This is a genomic window from Neisseria sp. HMSC70E02, assembly GCF_001838645.1.
Lineage (GTDB): Bacteria > Pseudomonadota > Gammaproteobacteria > Burkholderiales > Neisseriaceae > Neisseria > Neisseria macacae.
Genome location: NZ_KV838110.1, coordinates 88,930 through 104,413, shown reverse-complemented (window position 1 = coordinate 104,413; position 15,484 = coordinate 88,930). Strand labels below are relative to the sequence as shown.

The 15,484-nt window shown below is 52.8% G+C and carries 15 protein-coding genes; 11 read left to right on the top strand and 4 right to left on the bottom strand.

Translation table 11 applies throughout. The features are described 5' to 3' along the window. Positions 1-93 precede the first annotated feature (93 nt). The 3 genes from HMPREF3277_RS09660 to HMPREF3277_RS09650 form a co-directional block, all read right to left on the bottom strand. The gene (locus tag HMPREF3277_RS09660) at positions 94-1,569 is read right to left on the bottom strand and encodes a malate:quinone oxidoreductase (protein WP_003765105.1); all 1,476 of its coding nucleotides are present in this window, start codon (positions 1,567-1,569) and stop codon (positions 94-96) included. A 375-nt stretch (positions 1,570-1,944) separates the two neighbouring features. After that, entirely contained in the window at positions 1,945-2,532 is a 588-nt protein-coding gene (locus HMPREF3277_RS09655; protein ID WP_070870980.1) for a GNAT family N-acetyltransferase, read from the bottom strand. A gap of 94 nt (positions 2,533-2,626) precedes the next feature. After that, the gene (locus HMPREF3277_RS09650) at positions 2,627-3,217 is read right to left on the bottom strand and encodes a 5-formyltetrahydrofolate cyclo-ligase (protein WP_070870979.1); all 591 of its coding nucleotides are present in this window, start codon (positions 3,215-3,217) and stop codon (positions 2,627-2,629) included. 77 nt (positions 3,218-3,294) lie between these two features. Between HMPREF3277_RS09650 and HMPREF3277_RS09645 the strand changes: the two genes are divergently transcribed. From HMPREF3277_RS09645 to murJ, 5 genes are all read left to right on the top strand, one after another. Continuing rightward, positions 3,295-3,537 carry a hypothetical protein gene (locus tag HMPREF3277_RS09645; RefSeq protein WP_070870978.1) on the top strand — a complete coding sequence of 81 codons (243 nt, stop codon included), beginning with the start codon at positions 3,295-3,297 and terminating at the stop codon, positions 3,535-3,537. A 173-nt stretch (positions 3,538-3,710) separates the two neighbouring features. Beyond that, positions 3,711-4,439, top strand: coding sequence for a 30S ribosomal protein S2 (rpsB, locus tag HMPREF3277_RS09640; protein WP_003759405.1), 729 nt, complete (start codon positions 3,711-3,713; stop codon positions 4,437-4,439). 123 nt (positions 4,440-4,562) lie between these two features. Beyond that, a complete protein-coding gene (tsf, locus tag HMPREF3277_RS09635) occupies positions 4,563-5,417 on the top strand; it encodes a translation elongation factor Ts (protein WP_009175015.1) in 855 nt (284 codons plus the stop codon). Positions 5,418-5,847: 430 nt separating this feature from the next. Continuing rightward, on the top strand, positions 5,848-6,567 hold the full coding sequence (gene pyrH / locus HMPREF3277_RS09630) for a UMP kinase (RefSeq protein WP_003712995.1): 720 nt from the start codon (positions 5,848-5,850) through the stop codon (positions 6,565-6,567). 238 nt (positions 6,568-6,805) lie between these two features. Beyond that, on the top strand, positions 6,806-8,344 hold the full coding sequence (gene murJ / locus HMPREF3277_RS09625; protein ID WP_070870977.1) for a murein biosynthesis integral membrane protein MurJ: 1,539 nt from the start codon (positions 6,806-6,808) through the stop codon (positions 8,342-8,344). Positions 8,345-8,423: 79 nt separating this feature from the next. Here the strand turns inward: murJ and HMPREF3277_RS09620 are convergent, their stop codons facing one another. Continuing rightward, complete coding sequence (locus HMPREF3277_RS09620) at positions 8,424-10,286, bottom strand: ribonuclease catalytic domain-containing protein (RefSeq protein WP_070870976.1); 1,863 nt, start codon at positions 10,284-10,286, stop codon at positions 8,424-8,426. Positions 10,287-10,636: 350 nt separating this feature from the next. On the opposite strand from HMPREF3277_RS09620, the gene HMPREF3277_RS09615 reads away from it, so the two are divergent. The 6 genes from HMPREF3277_RS09615 to nuoF all read left to right on the top strand — a co-directional run bounded on the left by HMPREF3277_RS09615 (position 10,637) and on the right by nuoF (position 15,476). After that, entirely contained in the window at positions 10,637-10,993 is a 357-nt protein-coding gene (locus HMPREF3277_RS09615) for an NADH-quinone oxidoreductase subunit A (protein ID WP_003741940.1), read from the top strand. Beyond that, positions 10,984-11,466: a NuoB/complex I 20 kDa subunit family protein gene (locus tag HMPREF3277_RS09610; RefSeq protein WP_003677002.1), complete on the top strand. Its 483-nt coding sequence runs from the start codon at positions 10,984-10,986 to the stop codon at positions 11,464-11,466. Before HMPREF3277_RS09615 ends, HMPREF3277_RS09610 begins: the two co-directional genes overlap by 10 nt. A 13-nt stretch (positions 11,467-11,479) precedes the next feature. Next, positions 11,480-12,073 carry an NADH-quinone oxidoreductase subunit C gene (locus HMPREF3277_RS09605; RefSeq protein ID WP_070870975.1) on the top strand — a complete coding sequence of 198 codons (594 nt, stop codon included), beginning with the start codon at positions 11,480-11,482 and terminating at the stop codon, positions 12,071-12,073. Continuing rightward, entirely contained in the window at positions 12,063-13,319 is a 1,257-nt protein-coding gene (gene nuoD, locus HMPREF3277_RS09600) for an NADH dehydrogenase (quinone) subunit D (protein WP_070870974.1), read from the top strand. Before HMPREF3277_RS09605 ends, nuoD begins: the two co-directional genes overlap by 11 nt. After that, complete coding sequence (gene nuoE, locus HMPREF3277_RS09595) at positions 13,319-13,792, top strand: NADH-quinone oxidoreductase subunit NuoE (protein WP_003750572.1); 474 nt, start codon at positions 13,319-13,321, stop codon at positions 13,790-13,792. Before nuoD ends, nuoE begins: the two co-directional genes overlap by 1 nt. Before the next feature lie 388 nt (positions 13,793-14,180). After that, the gene (gene nuoF / locus HMPREF3277_RS09590) at positions 14,181-15,476 is read left to right on the top strand and encodes an NADH-quinone oxidoreductase subunit NuoF (RefSeq protein ID WP_070870973.1); all 1,296 of its coding nucleotides are present in this window, start codon (positions 14,181-14,183) and stop codon (positions 15,474-15,476) included. The last annotated feature ends 8 nt before the right edge of the window (positions 15,477-15,484 follow it).

Below are 15,484 nucleotides of genomic sequence, written 5' to 3'. Positions count from 1 at the left end.
CCTTGTCCTGATTTTTGTTAATCCACTATATTTTAATGCTTTAATGGTTTGAAAAAAGGAGGGCTGGAACGCCCACCTTGCAATTTATCTGCCTCAAGCGTAATGGATACCCAATACTTTGGCGTTGTGGCTGATGATTTCTTCGGCAAGCTGCGGGTTGTCGTTGAGCTTGATGCCGAAGCCGGGAACAAGTTCTTTCAGACGACCTTCCCATGAGGAAATGCGGCTTGGGAAGCATTGGTGGATGAGCTTGATCATCAAGGGTACGGCGGTTGATGCGCCGGGGGATGCACCCAAGAGTGCGGCGAGCGAGCCGTCGGCGTGGGCGACGATTTCGGTGCCGAATTGGAGGACGCCGCCTTTTTCGGAGTCTTTTTTGATGATTTGAACGCGTTGTCCTGCGGTGATGAGTTCCCAGTCGTCAGGGTTTGCTTCGGGGTAGTATTCCAGCAGGGAGGCGAAGCGTTCTTCTTTGGTTTTGCGCAATTCGCCCAAGAGGTATTTGGTCAGGGGCATATTTGCCCAACCCGCGCGCAGCATGGGGTAGAGGTTGTCCAAGTGGATGGACAGGGGCAAATCCATGAGCGAGCCTTGTTTGAGGAAGTTGGAGCGGAAGCCTGCGTAAGGGCCGAACATGAGGTGGCGTTTGCCGTCCACGTTGCGGGTGTCGAGGTGCGGGACGGACATGGGCGGCGCGCCGACGGAGGCTTGTCCGTACACTTTGGCGTTGTGCTGCGCGGCGGTCTCGGGGTTGCTGTTGCGGAAGAACAGTCCGGAAACGGGGAAGCCGCCGTAGCCTTTGCCTTCGGGGATGCCGGATTTTTGCAGCAGGGTCAGTGCGCCGCCGCCTGCGCCGAGGAAGAGGAAGCGGGTGCGGAGGGTGAGCTGTCCGTCAGGGTTGCGGGTGTCGCTGGTTTTGAGCACCCATGCGCCGTCGGATTCGCGTTTGATGTCGTCGACGTGGCGGTTGAACTCGGTTTTGACGCCTTTTTCGCGCAGGTATTGCACCATTTGGCGGGTCAGGCTGCCGAAATCGACGTCTGTGCCTTCGGCGGAGTAGTTGGCGGCGACGGGTTGTCCTTCTTTACGACCGTTGATGACCAGCGGCGCCCATTCGGCGATTTTGGCGCGGTCGGTGGAGAATTCCATCCGTTCGAAGAGTTTTTGGGATTTGAATGCGTCGAAACGTTTTTGCAGGTAGTCGCAATGGTCGGTGTTCATGACCAGCGACATATGCGGGACGGTATGGATGAAGGAGTTGTCGGTGATTTTGCCTTCTTCGACAAGCGATGACCAAAACTGGCGGCTGATGTGGAATTGTTCGGCAATATTGAGGGCGCGGGTCGGGTCGATGGTACCGTCTGCACCGAGCGGGGCGTAATTGAGTTCGCATAACGCGGAATGCCCTGTGCCGGCGTTGTTCCAAGCGTTTGACGATTCCAACGCTACGTCTTCCAAGCGTTCGATAAGGGTGATTTCCCAAGACGGTTCGAGTTCTTTGAGCAAAACGCCCAAAGTCGCGCTCATAATGCCTCCACCCACCAAGACAACATCTGTTGCTTCAGCCATGGTTGTACTCCTAGAAACAGGCATATCCTGCCTTTATGATTATCCGTTGTATTACGAACGCCTGTTTCGGCGGTAAAACCTGCTGGCGCGGTGTTTTTGGCGTGGAAGATTGCGCGCGGGTTTTACGTTTTGAACCGATGTTAAACCGTTCATAATATGTTATTGAGAATTTAGTGGATTTTTCTGAGAATTGCAAAGATTTTCTGTTTGGATTTACATAAACGCGGTTTGAAAAGGTCGTCTGAAACATTCAGACGGCCTTTATTTATCAGGTATTTGGCGGGGTTATGCCTGATTTCATTCACTTCTTAAAGACTTCAGATTGTCAGCAAGATGGACGTGTTTTGATGAAAAAATGAAGAAGAAAACGTTTTTTCAGGACGCGTCATAAGCTGCCGCTTTTTCGAGCAGTTTTGCCCTTGCCTGCGGCCATTCTTCGCGCAATAGGCTGTATTCCACCGTATCGCGCACGCTGCCGTCTTTCCGCAATTTGTGGCAGCGCAAGATACCGTCTTGGTGAGCGCCCAAGCGTTCGATGGCGCGTTGAGAGGCAGTGTTGAGGTTGTCGGTCTGCCAGCAGGCGCAGCGACAATTCAAAGTGTCGAAGACGTAGTCGAGCAACATGATTTTGCAGGCAGTATTGATGCGCGTGCGCCGTGCCGACAGGGCGTACCATGTGAAACCGATGTAGAGGCGGGGGATAGCGGGGTCGATGTGGTAAAGCGAAGTCGAGCCGACGATTTTGCCCGTGTCTTCGTTGATGACGGCAAAGGCGAGGCGGGTTTGCGTGGCGGTGCGGATATAGTCCGCCACTTGGTCGGGTTCGGGCGCGGTGGTTACGTTCAGCTTCCAAACTTCGCCGTCGCAAACTGCTTTGCGCAAACCGGCTTCGTGTGCCGCCGTCAAAGGCTCGAGACGGACGCGGTCGAAGGACAAAACGGGAACAGATGAAAAATCAGCCATGGGGTTTCCTTTGTATTTGAAGATTTGAGTTTTCAGACGACCTTTTATAGTGTCTTAACGGACGGCATCTTAGAGGTCGTCTGAAAGCTATTGATTAATGATGTTTGAACACCAGCACGCCCGATTCCGATACAAACCCGTCCAGCGGCAGGTCGTGCGGTTCGCGCGGCAGTGTGTCAACCAGTTGGCAAGCGAAGCCTACACCTATGGTTTTTGCCTGTAAACGGTATTTCATCGCTGCGAGCGTCGCATCGTAATAGCCGCCAGCCTGCCCTAAGCGGTAGCCTTCGCGGTCCATGCCGACAATCGGGACAAGCAATATCGATAAACCGTGTACGCGGATTTTGCGTCCCGTAAACTGCGGTACATGCAGCTTCGCCCTGCCGCGTTTGCGTTCTTGTTTCGTCCCATCGGCAGGATAGGGCGTGAACCACATCCGCCGCGAACGCGGTTCGATATAAGGCAGATAGAGTTTGGCGCCGCGTTTTTGTGCCGCACGCACAAAGCCGTCCAGCCGCAGCTCGCTGCCCATCGGCCAATACACGCCGATCTTCCGCCCCTTCTTGATATAACGTTTGAGCAGGCGGTTAACCGTTTGCCCCGCCGCCAGCCGCCCTTGATGCCCCATCTGCGCGCGGGCGCGGCGCAATTCTCGGCGTAGGGCGTGTTTTTCCTCATTCCTCATTTCAGACGACCTTTTGAGTGTTGTTGTAGAATACGGCGATTATAAACGCTCCGTTAACATCAAAACAGGATTCCGCCATGTGGCATATCGTCCTTATCGGCTACCTCTTCGTCGCCGTCATGTATTCCGTTGCCCAGCCCAGCATCGCGCGCGCTTTGATTTATTTGGTTTTTTGGGCGGTTCTGCCCGTCGCGTTTACCGTTTTCACCGTCACCATCCGCCGCCGCAACCGTCTGATGAAGCAGCAGGAAAAAGAAGCATTCGAACAAAGCCGCGGCGCAGCCGGACAAGAAGGTGGCAAACAGGACGGCAGTGCATAAAATCCCTTTTCAGACGACCCCTTATCCGCTATAATCCGTCAGTTTTCCATTTCGGAAACACACTATTTTTTAAAACTTATGCCCACTTTCGCCGAAGGGTGCTTGACAATAGGCGCAGCCTATCAAGTTCTATGCGATTGAATGTGTGCTCTTAACCCTTTCAAGGAAATAAAATGTCTCAAATTACTATGCGTCAGATGATTGAAGCCGGCGTTCACTTCGGCCACCAAACCCGTTTCTGGAACCCGAAAATGGCACAATACATTTTCGGTGCGCGCAATAAAATCCACATCGTCAACCTGGAAAAAACCCTGCCGATGTTCCAAGAAGCGCAAGAAGCCGTACGCCGTCTGGTTGCCAACAAAGGCACTGTGCTGTTTGTCGGCACCAAACGCCAAGCGCGTGAAATCATCCGCGAAGAAGCTACCCGCGCCGGTATGCCTTTCGTCGATCACCGTTGGTTGGGCGGCATGCTGACCAACTACAAAACCGTTAAGCAATCCATCAAACGCCTGGAAGAAAAAACCGCCGCTTTGGAAAACGCTGCCGAAGGCGGTTTCAACAAAAAAGAAATTCTGGAAATGCAACGCGACGTTGAAAAACTGGAACGTTCTTTGGGCGGTATCAAAAACATGAAAGGCCTGCCTGACGCGATTTTCGTTATCGACACCGGCTACCAAAAAGGTACTCTGGTCGAGGCTGAAAAACTGGGCATCCCCGTTATCGCCGTAGTCGATACCAACAACAGCCCTGACGGCGTGAAATACGTTATCCCCGGTAACGACGACTCCGCCAAAGCCATCCGCCTGTACTGCCGCGGCATCGCCGACGCAGTTTTGGAAGGCAAAAACCAAGCGCTGCAAGAAACCGTAGCCGCTGCCCAAGAAGCTGCTGCCGAGTAATCCGGCAAACCGAAGAGGGGCGTTATGCCCCTTTTCTCAAATCCCGTTCTGAAAAGCCTTTTCAGACGACCCCATTCCCAAACACGGATATCCCGTGTTTCCCCAAAATCTAGGAGATTCAAAATGGCAGAAATTACTGCAAAAATGGTTGCCGACCTGCGCGCCGCTACCGGCCTGGGCATGATGGAATGTAAAAAAGCCTTGGTTGAAGCCGAAGGCAACTTCGAAAAAGCCGAAGAAATCCTGCGCATCAAATCCGGCGCGAAAGCGGGCAAACTGGCCGGTCGTACCGCTGCCGAAGGCGTATTGGCTTACGCCATCAACGGCAATGTCGGCGCATTGGTTGAAGTAAACTGCGAAACCGACTTCGTTGCCAAAGACGCAGGCTTCGTAGAATTCGCCAACTTCGTTGCGAAAACCGCTGCCGAGAAAAAACCGGCTACCGTTGAAGAACTGAGCGAACTGGTTGAAGCAGAACGCAAAGCCATTATCGCCAAATTGGGCGAGAACATGTCTGTCCGCCGCTTCCAAGTGATCGACACCGCCAACCAACTGGTTGCCTACATCCACGGTGCATTGGCTACCGAAGGCGTATTGGTTGAGTTCAAAGGCTCTGAAGACGTAGCGCGTAAAATCGGTATGCACATCGTTGCCGCCAAACCGCAATGCGTAACCGAAGCCGAAGTAGATGCCGAAACCATCGAAAAAGAACGCCACATCTACACCGAGCAAGCCATCGCTTCCGGCAAACCTGCCGACATTGCCGCTAAAATGGTTGAAGGCCGTATCCGCAAATTCTTGGCAGAAATCACCCTGAACGGCCAAGCGTTCGTGATGAACCCTGATCAAACCGTTGCCCAATTCGCTAAAGAAAACGGCACTGAAGTGGTTAGCTTCGTACGCTACAAAGTAGGCGACGGTATCGAGAAAGCCGTTGTCGACTACGCAGCCGAAGTTGCTGCCGCTGCTAAAGTGTAAGGCACTTATGAAAAAGAAAGCACCTAGATTCCAAACGAATCAGGGTGCTTTTTTTTGAGAGCTACACTGTTTAGAATACTGTTGGAAATAGAATATTTCATCATAATCAACAAATAATAATTTATCCAAACCCATACACCCACGGAAAACGCGTTACCCTGTCAGCCAAACATCCCGAAAGGTCGTCTGAAAAATCAAACGCCCTTTCCCCGAATTGAAGCAGCGCCACAGGGTGAACTGATCGTTTGGAACGAGTCAGTTTTTGGTACAGAAAACGGCAGATTCAAGGCAAAAAGCGCAACAAGATTGGACATCTTGCGAGTATTTTTAACACAGAATATGCCGTTTACGGAGCAAAATACCACCGTTATCGAATAGTCAGTTCGCCTGCTCACTCGGCGCTATCCACCCAAAGAAAGCAAGGTATCCCATGACACAGCAAATCAAATACAAACGCGTATTACTGAAACTCTCCGGCGAATCCCTGATGGGTTCCGACCCTTTCGGCATCAATCACGACACCATCGTCCAAACCGTCGGTGAAATCGCCGAAGTCGTCAAAATGGGCGTACAAGTCGGCATCGTTGTTGGCGGTGGCAACATCTTCCGCGGCGTATCCGCCCAGGCAGGCAGCATGGACCGTGCCACCGCCGACTACATGGGCATGATGGCAACCGTTATGAATGCGCTCGCCCTCAAAGATGCTTTCGAAACCCTCGGCATCAAAGCGCGCGTACAATCCGCGCTTTCCATGCAGCAAATCGCCGAAACCTACGCCCGCCCCAAAGCCATCCAATACCTTGAAGAAGGCAAAGTCGTCATCTTCGCCGCCGGTACCGGCAACCCCTTCTTCACCACCGACACCGCCGCCGCCCTGCGCGGAGCCGAAATGAACTGCGACGTCATGCTCAAAGCCACCAACGTGGACGGCGTTTATACCGCAGACCCGAAAAAAGACCCGTCCGCAACGCGCTACGAAACCATCACTTTTGACGAAGCCTTAAACAAAAACCTCAAAGTCATGGATGCGACCGCCTTCGCCCTCTGCCGCGAACGAAAACTCAACATCGTCGTCTTCGGCATCGCCAAACAAGGCTCGCTCAAGCGCGTCATTACCGGCGAAGACGAAGGCACGCTGGTTCACTGCTGATTTCCATCGGGCAATAATTGAAGTGATTTGATCAAGCAACAGGTCGTCTGAAAACCCGAAAATAGGTTTTCAGACGACCTTTTTGATGGTGGGCAACATAAGGAACAGGCAACGAAGCAGGGGGTGTTCATCCGCTATATGTTTGCCTGTTGGAATACCGATTTGCCTAGATTTGCATATTCTGTCGTACAATACGCGTCTTTCAGACGACGTCTGGACTTTTGAAGGAATAAAACGGATGAACTTGTTAGGGGCTTTGGCAAGGGTCGGTAGCTTAACAATGCTGTCGCGCATACTTGGTTTTTTGCGTGATGCGGTAATTGCCCGCACGTTTGGTGCGAGCATGGCGACCGACGCTTTTTTTGTGGCATTTAAACTGCCCAACCTGCTGCGCCGTATCTTTGCGGAAGGGGCGTTTGCCCAGGCTTTTGTGCCGATTTTGGCGGAATATAAGGAAACGCGTTCGAAAGAAGCGACGGAGGCGTTTATTCGCCATGTGGCAGGGATGTTGTCATTTGTCTTGGTCATCGTTACCGCGCTGGGCATTCTAGCCGCGCCTTGGGTGATTCAGGCTTCCGCGCCCGGCTTTAAAGAGCCGAAAAAGATTTTGCTTTCCATCGATTTGCTGAAGATAACGTTCCCGTATATCTTGTTTATTTCTCTGTCTTCCTTTGTCGGCTCAATCCTTAATTCCTATCATAAATTCAGTATTCCTGCATTTACGCCGACGTTTTTGAATATTTCTTTTATCGTTTTCTCAATATATTTCATCCCCTATTTTGATCCGCCTGTGACCGCGTTGGCGTGGGCGGTCTTTGTCGGCGGAATTTTGCAGCTCGGCTTCCAGCTGCCTTGGTTGGCAAAACTAGGTTTTTTGAAGTTGCCTAAGCTTAATTTCAAAGATGCAGCGGTCAACCGCGTGATGAAACAGATGGCACCTGCGATTTTGAGTGTGAGCGTGATACAGATTTCTTCGGTGATCAACACGATTTTTGCGTCCTATCTGCAATCGGGCAGCATTACGTGGATGTATTACGCCGACCGTCTGATGGAGCTGCCCAGCGGTGTTTTGGGTGCGGCGCTCGGTACGATTTTGCTGCCAACTTTGTCCAAACACGCCGTCAATCAGAATACCGAGCAGTTTTCCGGACTGCTCGATTGGGGGTTGCGTCTGTGTATGCTGCTGGCGCTGCCGGCGACAGTCGGGGTTGCGGTATTGTCGTTCCCGTTGTTGGCGACGCTGTTTATGTCCAGTAAGTTTTCACTGTTTGACGCGCAGATGACGCAGCAAGCGCTGATTGCCAATTCTGTCGGTATACTCGGATCTATCATGATCAAAGTGTTGGCACCCGGTTTCTATGCACGGCAAAACATCAAAACGCCGGTCAAAATCGCCATCTTCACGCTCATCTGCACGCAGTTGATGAACCTTGCCTTTATCGGTCCTTTGAAGCACGCCGGGCTTTCGCTCGCCGTCAGTTTGGGCGCGTGTATGAATGCGGGACTGTTGTATTACCTGTTGCGCAAACACGGCATTTACCAACCTAGCAAAGGATGGGGAATTTTCCTGATTAAAATAGTGCTGTCGCTTGTTGTAATGGGCGGGGGATTATGGGCTGCACATACTTACCTGCCTTTTGATTGGGTACACGTTGGTGCTTTGCGTAAAGCAGGGCAGTTGTGCATCCTGATTGCGATAGGCGGCGGTTTGTATTTCGTTTCGCTGGCTACTCTGGGTTTCCGACCGAGGGATTTCAAACGGGTGGAAACTCGCTAGAGGCTGTTAAGACGTAAAAGAGGTCGTCTGAAAACCTATATTTCAGGTTTTCAGACGACCTTTTTTCATGACGGCAAACTTACGCAACTGCAGGGGCAACGGCTTTCACATAGTTCAGCGCGATAAACTGCTTTTCGGGATCAAGCTCGGTGATTTTGAGCAGGACTTGCGATTTGGGCAGCGCGTCGAACGGGATGCCGGTGGCGCGGGTTACCAGCGGCAGGCCTTCGATACGGACGAGGTCTTCTTTGAGGATGGTTGCGGTCAGCTCGCTTGTGCCTTGCTGTTGCAGGTACACGAGGCTCCAGTAGGCTTCCATCTGCCGTTGGAAATCGGCGTAGGCGGCGTAGGCGGTGTCGAAATCGCGCAGTGCGGCGAAGAGTTCGGCATCGCTTTGCCGGAAGAGCGGCTCGGCGGAGTCGTCTATCAAGCTGAGGAGTTGTTTTTGGTTGATGTAGTCGGCGGCACGACGCAGCGGCGAGGTGAACCAGCCGTAATGCTGCACACCCATGCCGATGTGCGGCTCGGATTTGGTGCTCATGCGCACTTTTCCGGCGGGTTGGACGCGGAAGAGGCCGGGCAGGTCGTTGTCATGGAGCATCTGCGCCCAAGTGCTGTTAGCCAAAATCATCATTTCGCTGACCAGCATATCGATGGGCGAACCGCGTTCGCGGCGGACGACGGAGACTTTGCCTTCTTCATCCAATTCAATGCTGTAATCGTATTGCGGCGCGCGGTCGGGTTCGTATTTGCCGCGTGCTTTTTGCAGGGCGACGGCGAATTGGTGGAACCAAATCAGGTCTTGATGGTGGGCGAACATCATTTCGCCGGCTTCGTCCAAGCCGGTTTCGGCGTTGAAATGCGGCTCGATGGTTTGGATGCGCAGATTTTCGGCGATGTTGACGGCTTCGATTTTGCAGGTCGGCTCACCGACGTTGAACTCGCTATCCACATCAAAATAAATGCTGACGGCAGGACGGTACGCGCCCGCATCAAGGCTGAACGCGGCAATCCAGTTTTCAGGTAGCATGGTGATTTTGCCGCCGGGGAAATAGACCGTGCTCAAGCGTTCCATGATGTTTTTTTCCATTTTGTCGCCCGGTTTAACGGCAAGCGACGGCGCGGCGATGTGGATGCCGACGCGCTTCGTGCCGTTGCCCAAATCGGTCAGGCTCAAAGCATCGTCCACTTCGGTTGTCGATTCGTCGTCAATGGAAAAGGCGGTAACGTCAGCCTTGGGCAGATCGGGCATTTCGGGTAGGGGGAGGCCGGGGAAATCCGTGCCTTTGGGGAAGTATTTGATTTCAAACCCGTCTTGCAGATATTGGGGAATGGACGTAATGCCGCCCGTCTTTTTCGCCAATTCGTAGGCGGAGGTTTTCAGCGCGTCGGCGGCTTTGGTAAAGGCTTTGTAGGTCAGCGACTGCTTGTCGGGAGCGTGCAGGATGGTTTTCAAATCCGCCGCGATTTCAGACGGCATCTCGCCGCGTTTCAAGGCTTCCGCCCAAGCGTCGATTTGCGCGTCTTGTTGTTTTTTGCGTTCGATGGCGGCAAGCGCTTGTTTCAAAGTCTCTTCGGGCGCGGCTTTGAACACGCCTTTGGCTTTTTTGTAGAAATACATCGGCGCGGCGTACAGCGCAATCAAGGTCGCCGCCAGCTCGGTTTTGGTCGGCGCATGACCGTAATATTCTTCGGCGATGGCTTCGGCGGAAAATTCTTCTTCGCCGCATACTTCCCACAATAAATCGGTATCGATGTCCGCCGCCTGCGCCTGCGCGTTCTCCAAAAACGCCGCCATATCGCCGTCGAACTCGGTAAAGACGTTGTTCGCCTTCACTTTGGTGCGCTTACCGTGTTGGGTATCGACTTGGTAGGTGGCGTCGTTTTTTTGGACGATGGCGGCGACTTTGAATTGGCCGGACTCTTCGTAAAAGATATTCATGTATTGCTGCTGTCAGGTTGAAGTGGGAAACGGGCGATTTTAGCAGATTCTTACTGATAAAGACGGACAAAAGGTCGTCTGAAAAGCGAATCTGGTTTATTGGAAGGGTTTGTTGGGTTTAGGGCTGGCAGTGGGTGTTGCATTTTCTATCCAATTTTATTGGCGTTGATATGGGTAAAGGAATGAAGTTGGGTTGTTATAAAACACAAATAAGAATCGTTATCATAAACTTATTGAATTTATTAAGATTTTTTTGCAGGTTGACCGACATTTACCTTTTAATGGATTTTGAAATTCGATAAAATAGCAGGATATTAAGATTTGTCTGTCAACCAGTTAGGCATAAACCCATGTTGGCCAGTTACTTTCCCGTCCTCGTATTCATCCTCGTCGGCCTTGCGGCCGGCGTGCTGTTTATCCTGCTCGGCACGATTTTAGGTCCGAAACACCACTACGCCGAAAAAGATGCGGCTTACGAATGTGGTTTCGAAGCCTTTGAAAACGCCAGGATGAAGTTTGACGTGCGTTATTATCTCGTCGCCATCCTGTTCATCCTCTTCGATTTGGAGGTTGCGTTTATGCTGCCGTGGGCGGTGGTGTTCAAAGATTTGGGCGCATACGGCTTCTGGTCTATGCTGGTGTTTATCGTCGTTCTGACGGTAGGCTTTGTTTACGAATGGAAAAAAGGTGCGCTGGAATGGGAATAGAAGGCGTTTTGAAAAAAGGTTTCATCACCACCAGCGCGGATACGGTGCTGAACTATATGCGTACCGGTTCGCTGTGGCCGGTTACTTTCGGTTTGGCCTGCTGCGCCGTGGAAATGATGCACGCGGGTATGGCGCGTTACGACCTTGACCGTTTCGGCATTATTTTCCGTCCGTCTCCCCGTCAGGCCGACCTGATGATTGTGGCGGGTACGCTCACCAATAAAATGGCACCCGCCCTGCGCCGCGTATACGACCAGCTCGCCGAGCCGCGTTGGGTGTTGTCTATGGGTTCGTGTGCCAACGGCGGCGGCTACTATCATTATTCCTATTCCGTCGTGCGCGGTGCCGACCGTGTCGTGCCGGTAGACGTTTATGTGCCGGGTTGTCCGCCGACTGCGGAAGCCCTGATTTACGGTCTGATGCAGCTCCAACAAAAAATCAAGCGCACTTCCACCATCGCGCGGGACGAGTAGGGGAGGGAACGATATGGCAAGCATTCAAAACTTATACGAAACCGTCAGCCGCGTTTTGGGCAATCAGGCAAGCAAAGTCATTTCCGCTTTGGGCGAGATTACCGTCGAGTGTCTGCCCGAACACTATGTTTCAGTGATGACTACGTTGCGCGACCATGAAGAACTGCATTTCGAGCTTTTGGTCGATTTGTGCGGCGTCGATTACAGCACTTACAAAAACGAAGCATGGCAGGGCAAACGCTTTGCCGTTGTCAGCCAGCTTCTCTCTCTGAAAAACAACCAACGCATCCGCGTGCGCGTCTGGGTTTCAGACGACGATTTCCCCGTGGTCGAATCCGTGGTTCCCGTTTACAACAGCGCGGATTGGTACGAGCGCGAAGCCTTCGATTTATACGGCATCATGTTCAACAACCATCCCGACCTACGCCGCATCCTGACCGATTACGGCTTTGTCGGACATCCGTTCCGTAAAGACTTCCCGATTTCCGGCTATGTGGAAATGCGTTACGACGAAGAACAAAAACGCGTGATTTACCAACCTGTTACCATCGAGCCGCGCGAAATCACGCCGCGTATCGTCCGTGAGGAGAACTACGGTGGCCAATAAATTAAGAAACTACACCATCAACTTCGGCCCGCAACACCCTGCGGCGCACGGCGTATTGCGTATGATTTTGGAGTTGGAGGGCGAAACCATCGTCCGTGCCGACCCGCATATCGGCCTCTTGCACCGAGGCACAGAGAAACTGGCGGAAACCAAAACCTACCTGCAAGCCCTGCCCTATATGGACAGGTTGGACTACGTTTCCATGATGGTCAACGAGCAGGCGTATTGCTTGGCGGTAGAAAAACTTGCCGGAATTGATGTGCCTATCCGCGCCCAATACATCCGCGTGATGTTCGCCGAAGTAACGCGCATCCTCAATCACTTGATGGGCATCGGTTCGCACGCCTTCGACATCGGCGCGATGACCGCCATCCTTTACGCCTTCCGCGACCGCGAAGAGCTGATGGACTTGTACGAAGCCGTTTCCGGCGCGCGTATGCACGCCGCCTACTTCCGTCCCGGCGGCGTTTACCGCGATCTGCCCGACTTCATGCCCAAATACGAGAGCAGCAAATTCCGCAACGCCAAAGTATTGAAGCAACTCAACGAATCCCGCGAAGGCACCATGCTCGACTTCATCGACGCCTTCTGCGAGCGCTTCCCGAAAAACATCGACACACTCGAAACCCTTCTGACCGACAACCGCATTTGGAAACAACGTACTGTCGGCATCGGCGTCGTCTCCCCCGAGCGCGCCATGCAAAAAGGCTTTACCGGCGTCATGCTGCGCGGTTCGGGCGTGGAATGGGACGTGCGTAAGAAACAGCCTTACGAAGTGTACGACAAAATGGATTTCGACATCCCTGTCGGCGTCAACGGCGACTGCTACGACCGTTACCTCTGCCGTATGGAAGAAATGCGTCAGTCCGTACGCATCATCAAACAATGTGCCGACTGGCTGCGCATCAATCCCGGCCCGGTCATCACCACAAACCACAAATTCGCCCCGCCCAAACGTACCGAAATGAAAACAGGTATGGAAGACCTGATTCACCATTTCAAACTCTTTACCGAGGGTATGCACGTTCCCGAGGGTGAGACCTACACCGCTGTCGAACATCCGAAAGGTGAGTTCGGCGTTTACATCATTTCAGACGGCGCAAATAAACCCTACCGCCTGAAAATCCGCGCACCCGGCTTCGCCCACCTGCAAGGCATGGATGAAATGGCAAAAGGCCACATGCTGGCCGACGTCGTTGCCATTATCGGTACGCAGGACATCGTATTCGGGGAGGTTGACCGATAATGTTATCCGCAGAATCCTTAAAACAAATTGATATTGAATTGGCAAAATATCCTGCCGACCAACGTCGCTCTGCCATTATGGGCGCATTGCGTATTGCCCAGACCGAAAAAGGCTGGCTTGCTCCCGAGACCATCGCTTTTGTCGCAGACTATATCGGCATCTCGCCTGCGCAGGCATACGAAGTCGCCACTTTCTACAATATGTACGACCTCGAGCCGGTCGGCAAATATAAACTGACCGTCTGCACCAACCTTCCCTGCGCCCTGCGCGGCGGCATGGATACTGGCGAATACCTGAAGAAAAAACTCGGTATCGGCTACGGCGAAACCACGCCCGACGGCAAATTCACCCTCGTCGAAGGCGAATGCATGGGCGCATGCGGCGACGCCCCCGTTATGCTGGTCAATAACCACAGCATGTGCAGCTTTATGACCGAAGAGGCGATTGAGAAGAAACTGGCGGAGTTGGAGTAGGTCGTCTGAAACGACAATTTAAACGTAGGTCGGATACTTGTATCCGACAGAGTGGGTAAAAAGGAAAAATGTCGGATTCAAGAATCCGACCTACGGAAATACCGAAATGCCGTCATTCCCGCGCAGGCGGGAATCCACCGGTAAGGTTCGGTTTCTGAATTTAATAAGACATTGCTTACCATTGAGGATGGATTCCCGCCTGCGCGGGAATGACGGCAGACAAGCAAGTGGTCGAGATCCAACAAAAACGATTAAAGGTCGTCTGAAAATATCGATTTGATAAACTAGATTTTATTTCAGACGACGTTACAAGCCGATACACAAAGACATCTTAAGGTCGTCTGAAACAGCGGCCGCAACCGATACGAAAACGAACAGGCACACCAAAATGGCTATTTACCAATCAGGCGTGATTTTTGACCAAGTGGATACCGCCAATCCCGACTGCTGGACATTGGACGAATACGTCAAACGCGGCGGTTACAGCGCGCTGCGTAGAATCCTGTCCGAAAACATCTCGCAAACCGACGTAATTGACGAAGTCAAAACTTCCGGTCTGCGCGGGCGCGGCGGTGCGGGCTTCCCGACCGGCTTGAAATGGAGCTTTATGCCCCGTTCCTTCCCCGGCGAAAAATACGTCGTCTGCAACACAGACGAAGGCGAACCGGGTACGTTCAAAGACCGCGACATCATCATGTTCAACCCCCATGCCCTGATTGAAGGCATGATTATCGCCGGTTACGCGATGGGTGCGAAAGCGGGCTATAACTACATTCACGGAGAAATTTTCGAAGGCTACCAACGCTTTGAAGCCGCTTTGGAGCAGGCGCGCGCCGCAGGCTTTTTGGGTAAAAATATTTTGGGTTCGGACTTTGAATTCGAACTCTTCGCCCACCACGGCTACGGCGCATACATTTGCGGCGAAGAAACCGCATTGCTCGAATCGCTGGAAGGCAAAAAAGGCCAGCCGCGCTTCAAACCGCCGTTCCCCGCCTCGTTCGGCCTGTACGGCAAGCCGACCACCATCAACAATACCGAAACCTTCGCTTCCGTGCCGTTTATCGTCCGTGACGGCGGTCAGGCGTTCGCCGACAAAGGCATTCCGAATGCCGGCGGTACCAAACTGTTCTGCATCTCCGGCCACGTCGAACGTCCGGGCAATTATGAAGTGCCGTTAGGCACGCCGTTTGCCGAAATCCTGAAAATGGCGGGCGGTATGCGCGGTGGCAAAAAACTCAAAGCCGTCATCCCCGGCGGTTCGTCCGCCCCCGTATTGCCTGCCGACATCATGATGCAGACCAATATGGACTACGACTCGATTTCCAAAGCCGGCTCGATGCTCGGTTCCGGCGCGATTATCGTGATGGACGAAGACGTGTGCATGGTCAAAGCCCTTGAGCGATTAAGCTATTTTTACTACGACGAATCCTGCGGCCAATGCACCCCGTGCCGCGAAGGTACCGGCTGGCTCTACCGCATCGTCCACCGCATCGTAGAAGGCAAAGGCCGCATGGAAGACTTGGATTTGCTGGATTCCGTCGGCAATCAAATGGCAGGCCGCACCATCTGCGCCCTCGCTGACGCCGCTGTCTTCCCTGTCCGAAGCTTTACCAAGCATTTCCGTGATGAGTTTGTGCATTACATTGAACACGGCGGACCGATGAAGCCGAATAAGTGGTGTTAATGGGATAT

Excerpts from the sequence above, each read along its gene's own strand:
- nuoE (WP_003750572.1), top strand. The coding sequence starts at position 13,319 with ATGTTATCCGCAGAATCCTTAAAACAAATTGATATTGAATTGGCAAAA.
- HMPREF3277_RS09605 (WP_070870975.1), top strand. The coding sequence starts at position 11,480 with ATGGCAAGCATTCAAAACTTATACGAAACCGTCAGCCGCGTTTTGGGC.
- HMPREF3277_RS09610 (WP_003677002.1), top strand. The coding sequence starts at position 10,984 with ATGGGAATAGAAGGCGTTTTGAAAAAAGGTTTCATCACCACCAGCGCG.
- nuoF (WP_070870973.1), top strand. The coding sequence starts at position 14,181 with ATGGCTATTTACCAATCAGGCGTGATTTTTGACCAAGTGGATACCGCC.
- HMPREF3277_RS09660 (WP_003765105.1), bottom strand. The coding sequence starts at position 1,569 with ATGGCTGAAGCAACAGATGTTGTCTTGGTGGGTGGAGGCATTATGAGC.
- HMPREF3277_RS09645 (WP_070870978.1), top strand. The coding sequence starts at position 3,295 with ATGTGGCATATCGTCCTTATCGGCTACCTCTTCGTCGCCGTCATGTAT.
- HMPREF3277_RS09655 (WP_070870980.1), bottom strand. The coding sequence starts at position 2,532 with ATGGCTGATTTTTCATCTGTTCCCGTTTTGTCCTTCGACCGCGTCCGT.
- tsf (WP_009175015.1), top strand. The coding sequence starts at position 4,563 with ATGGCAGAAATTACTGCAAAAATGGTTGCCGACCTGCGCGCCGCTACC.
- rpsB (WP_003759405.1), top strand. The coding sequence starts at position 3,711 with ATGTCTCAAATTACTATGCGTCAGATGATTGAAGCCGGCGTTCACTTC.
- HMPREF3277_RS09615 (WP_003741940.1), top strand. The coding sequence starts at position 10,637 with ATGTTGGCCAGTTACTTTCCCGTCCTCGTATTCATCCTCGTCGGCCTT.
- HMPREF3277_RS09650 (WP_070870979.1), bottom strand. The coding sequence starts at position 3,217 with ATGAGGAATGAGGAAAAACACGCCCTACGCCGAGAATTGCGCCGCGCC.
- pyrH (WP_003712995.1), top strand. The coding sequence starts at position 5,848 with ATGACACAGCAAATCAAATACAAACGCGTATTACTGAAACTCTCCGGC.
- murJ (WP_070870977.1), top strand. The coding sequence starts at position 6,806 with ATGAACTTGTTAGGGGCTTTGGCAAGGGTCGGTAGCTTAACAATGCTG.
- HMPREF3277_RS09620 (WP_070870976.1), bottom strand. The coding sequence starts at position 10,286 with ATGAATATCTTTTACGAAGAGTCCGGCCAATTCAAAGTCGCCGCCATC.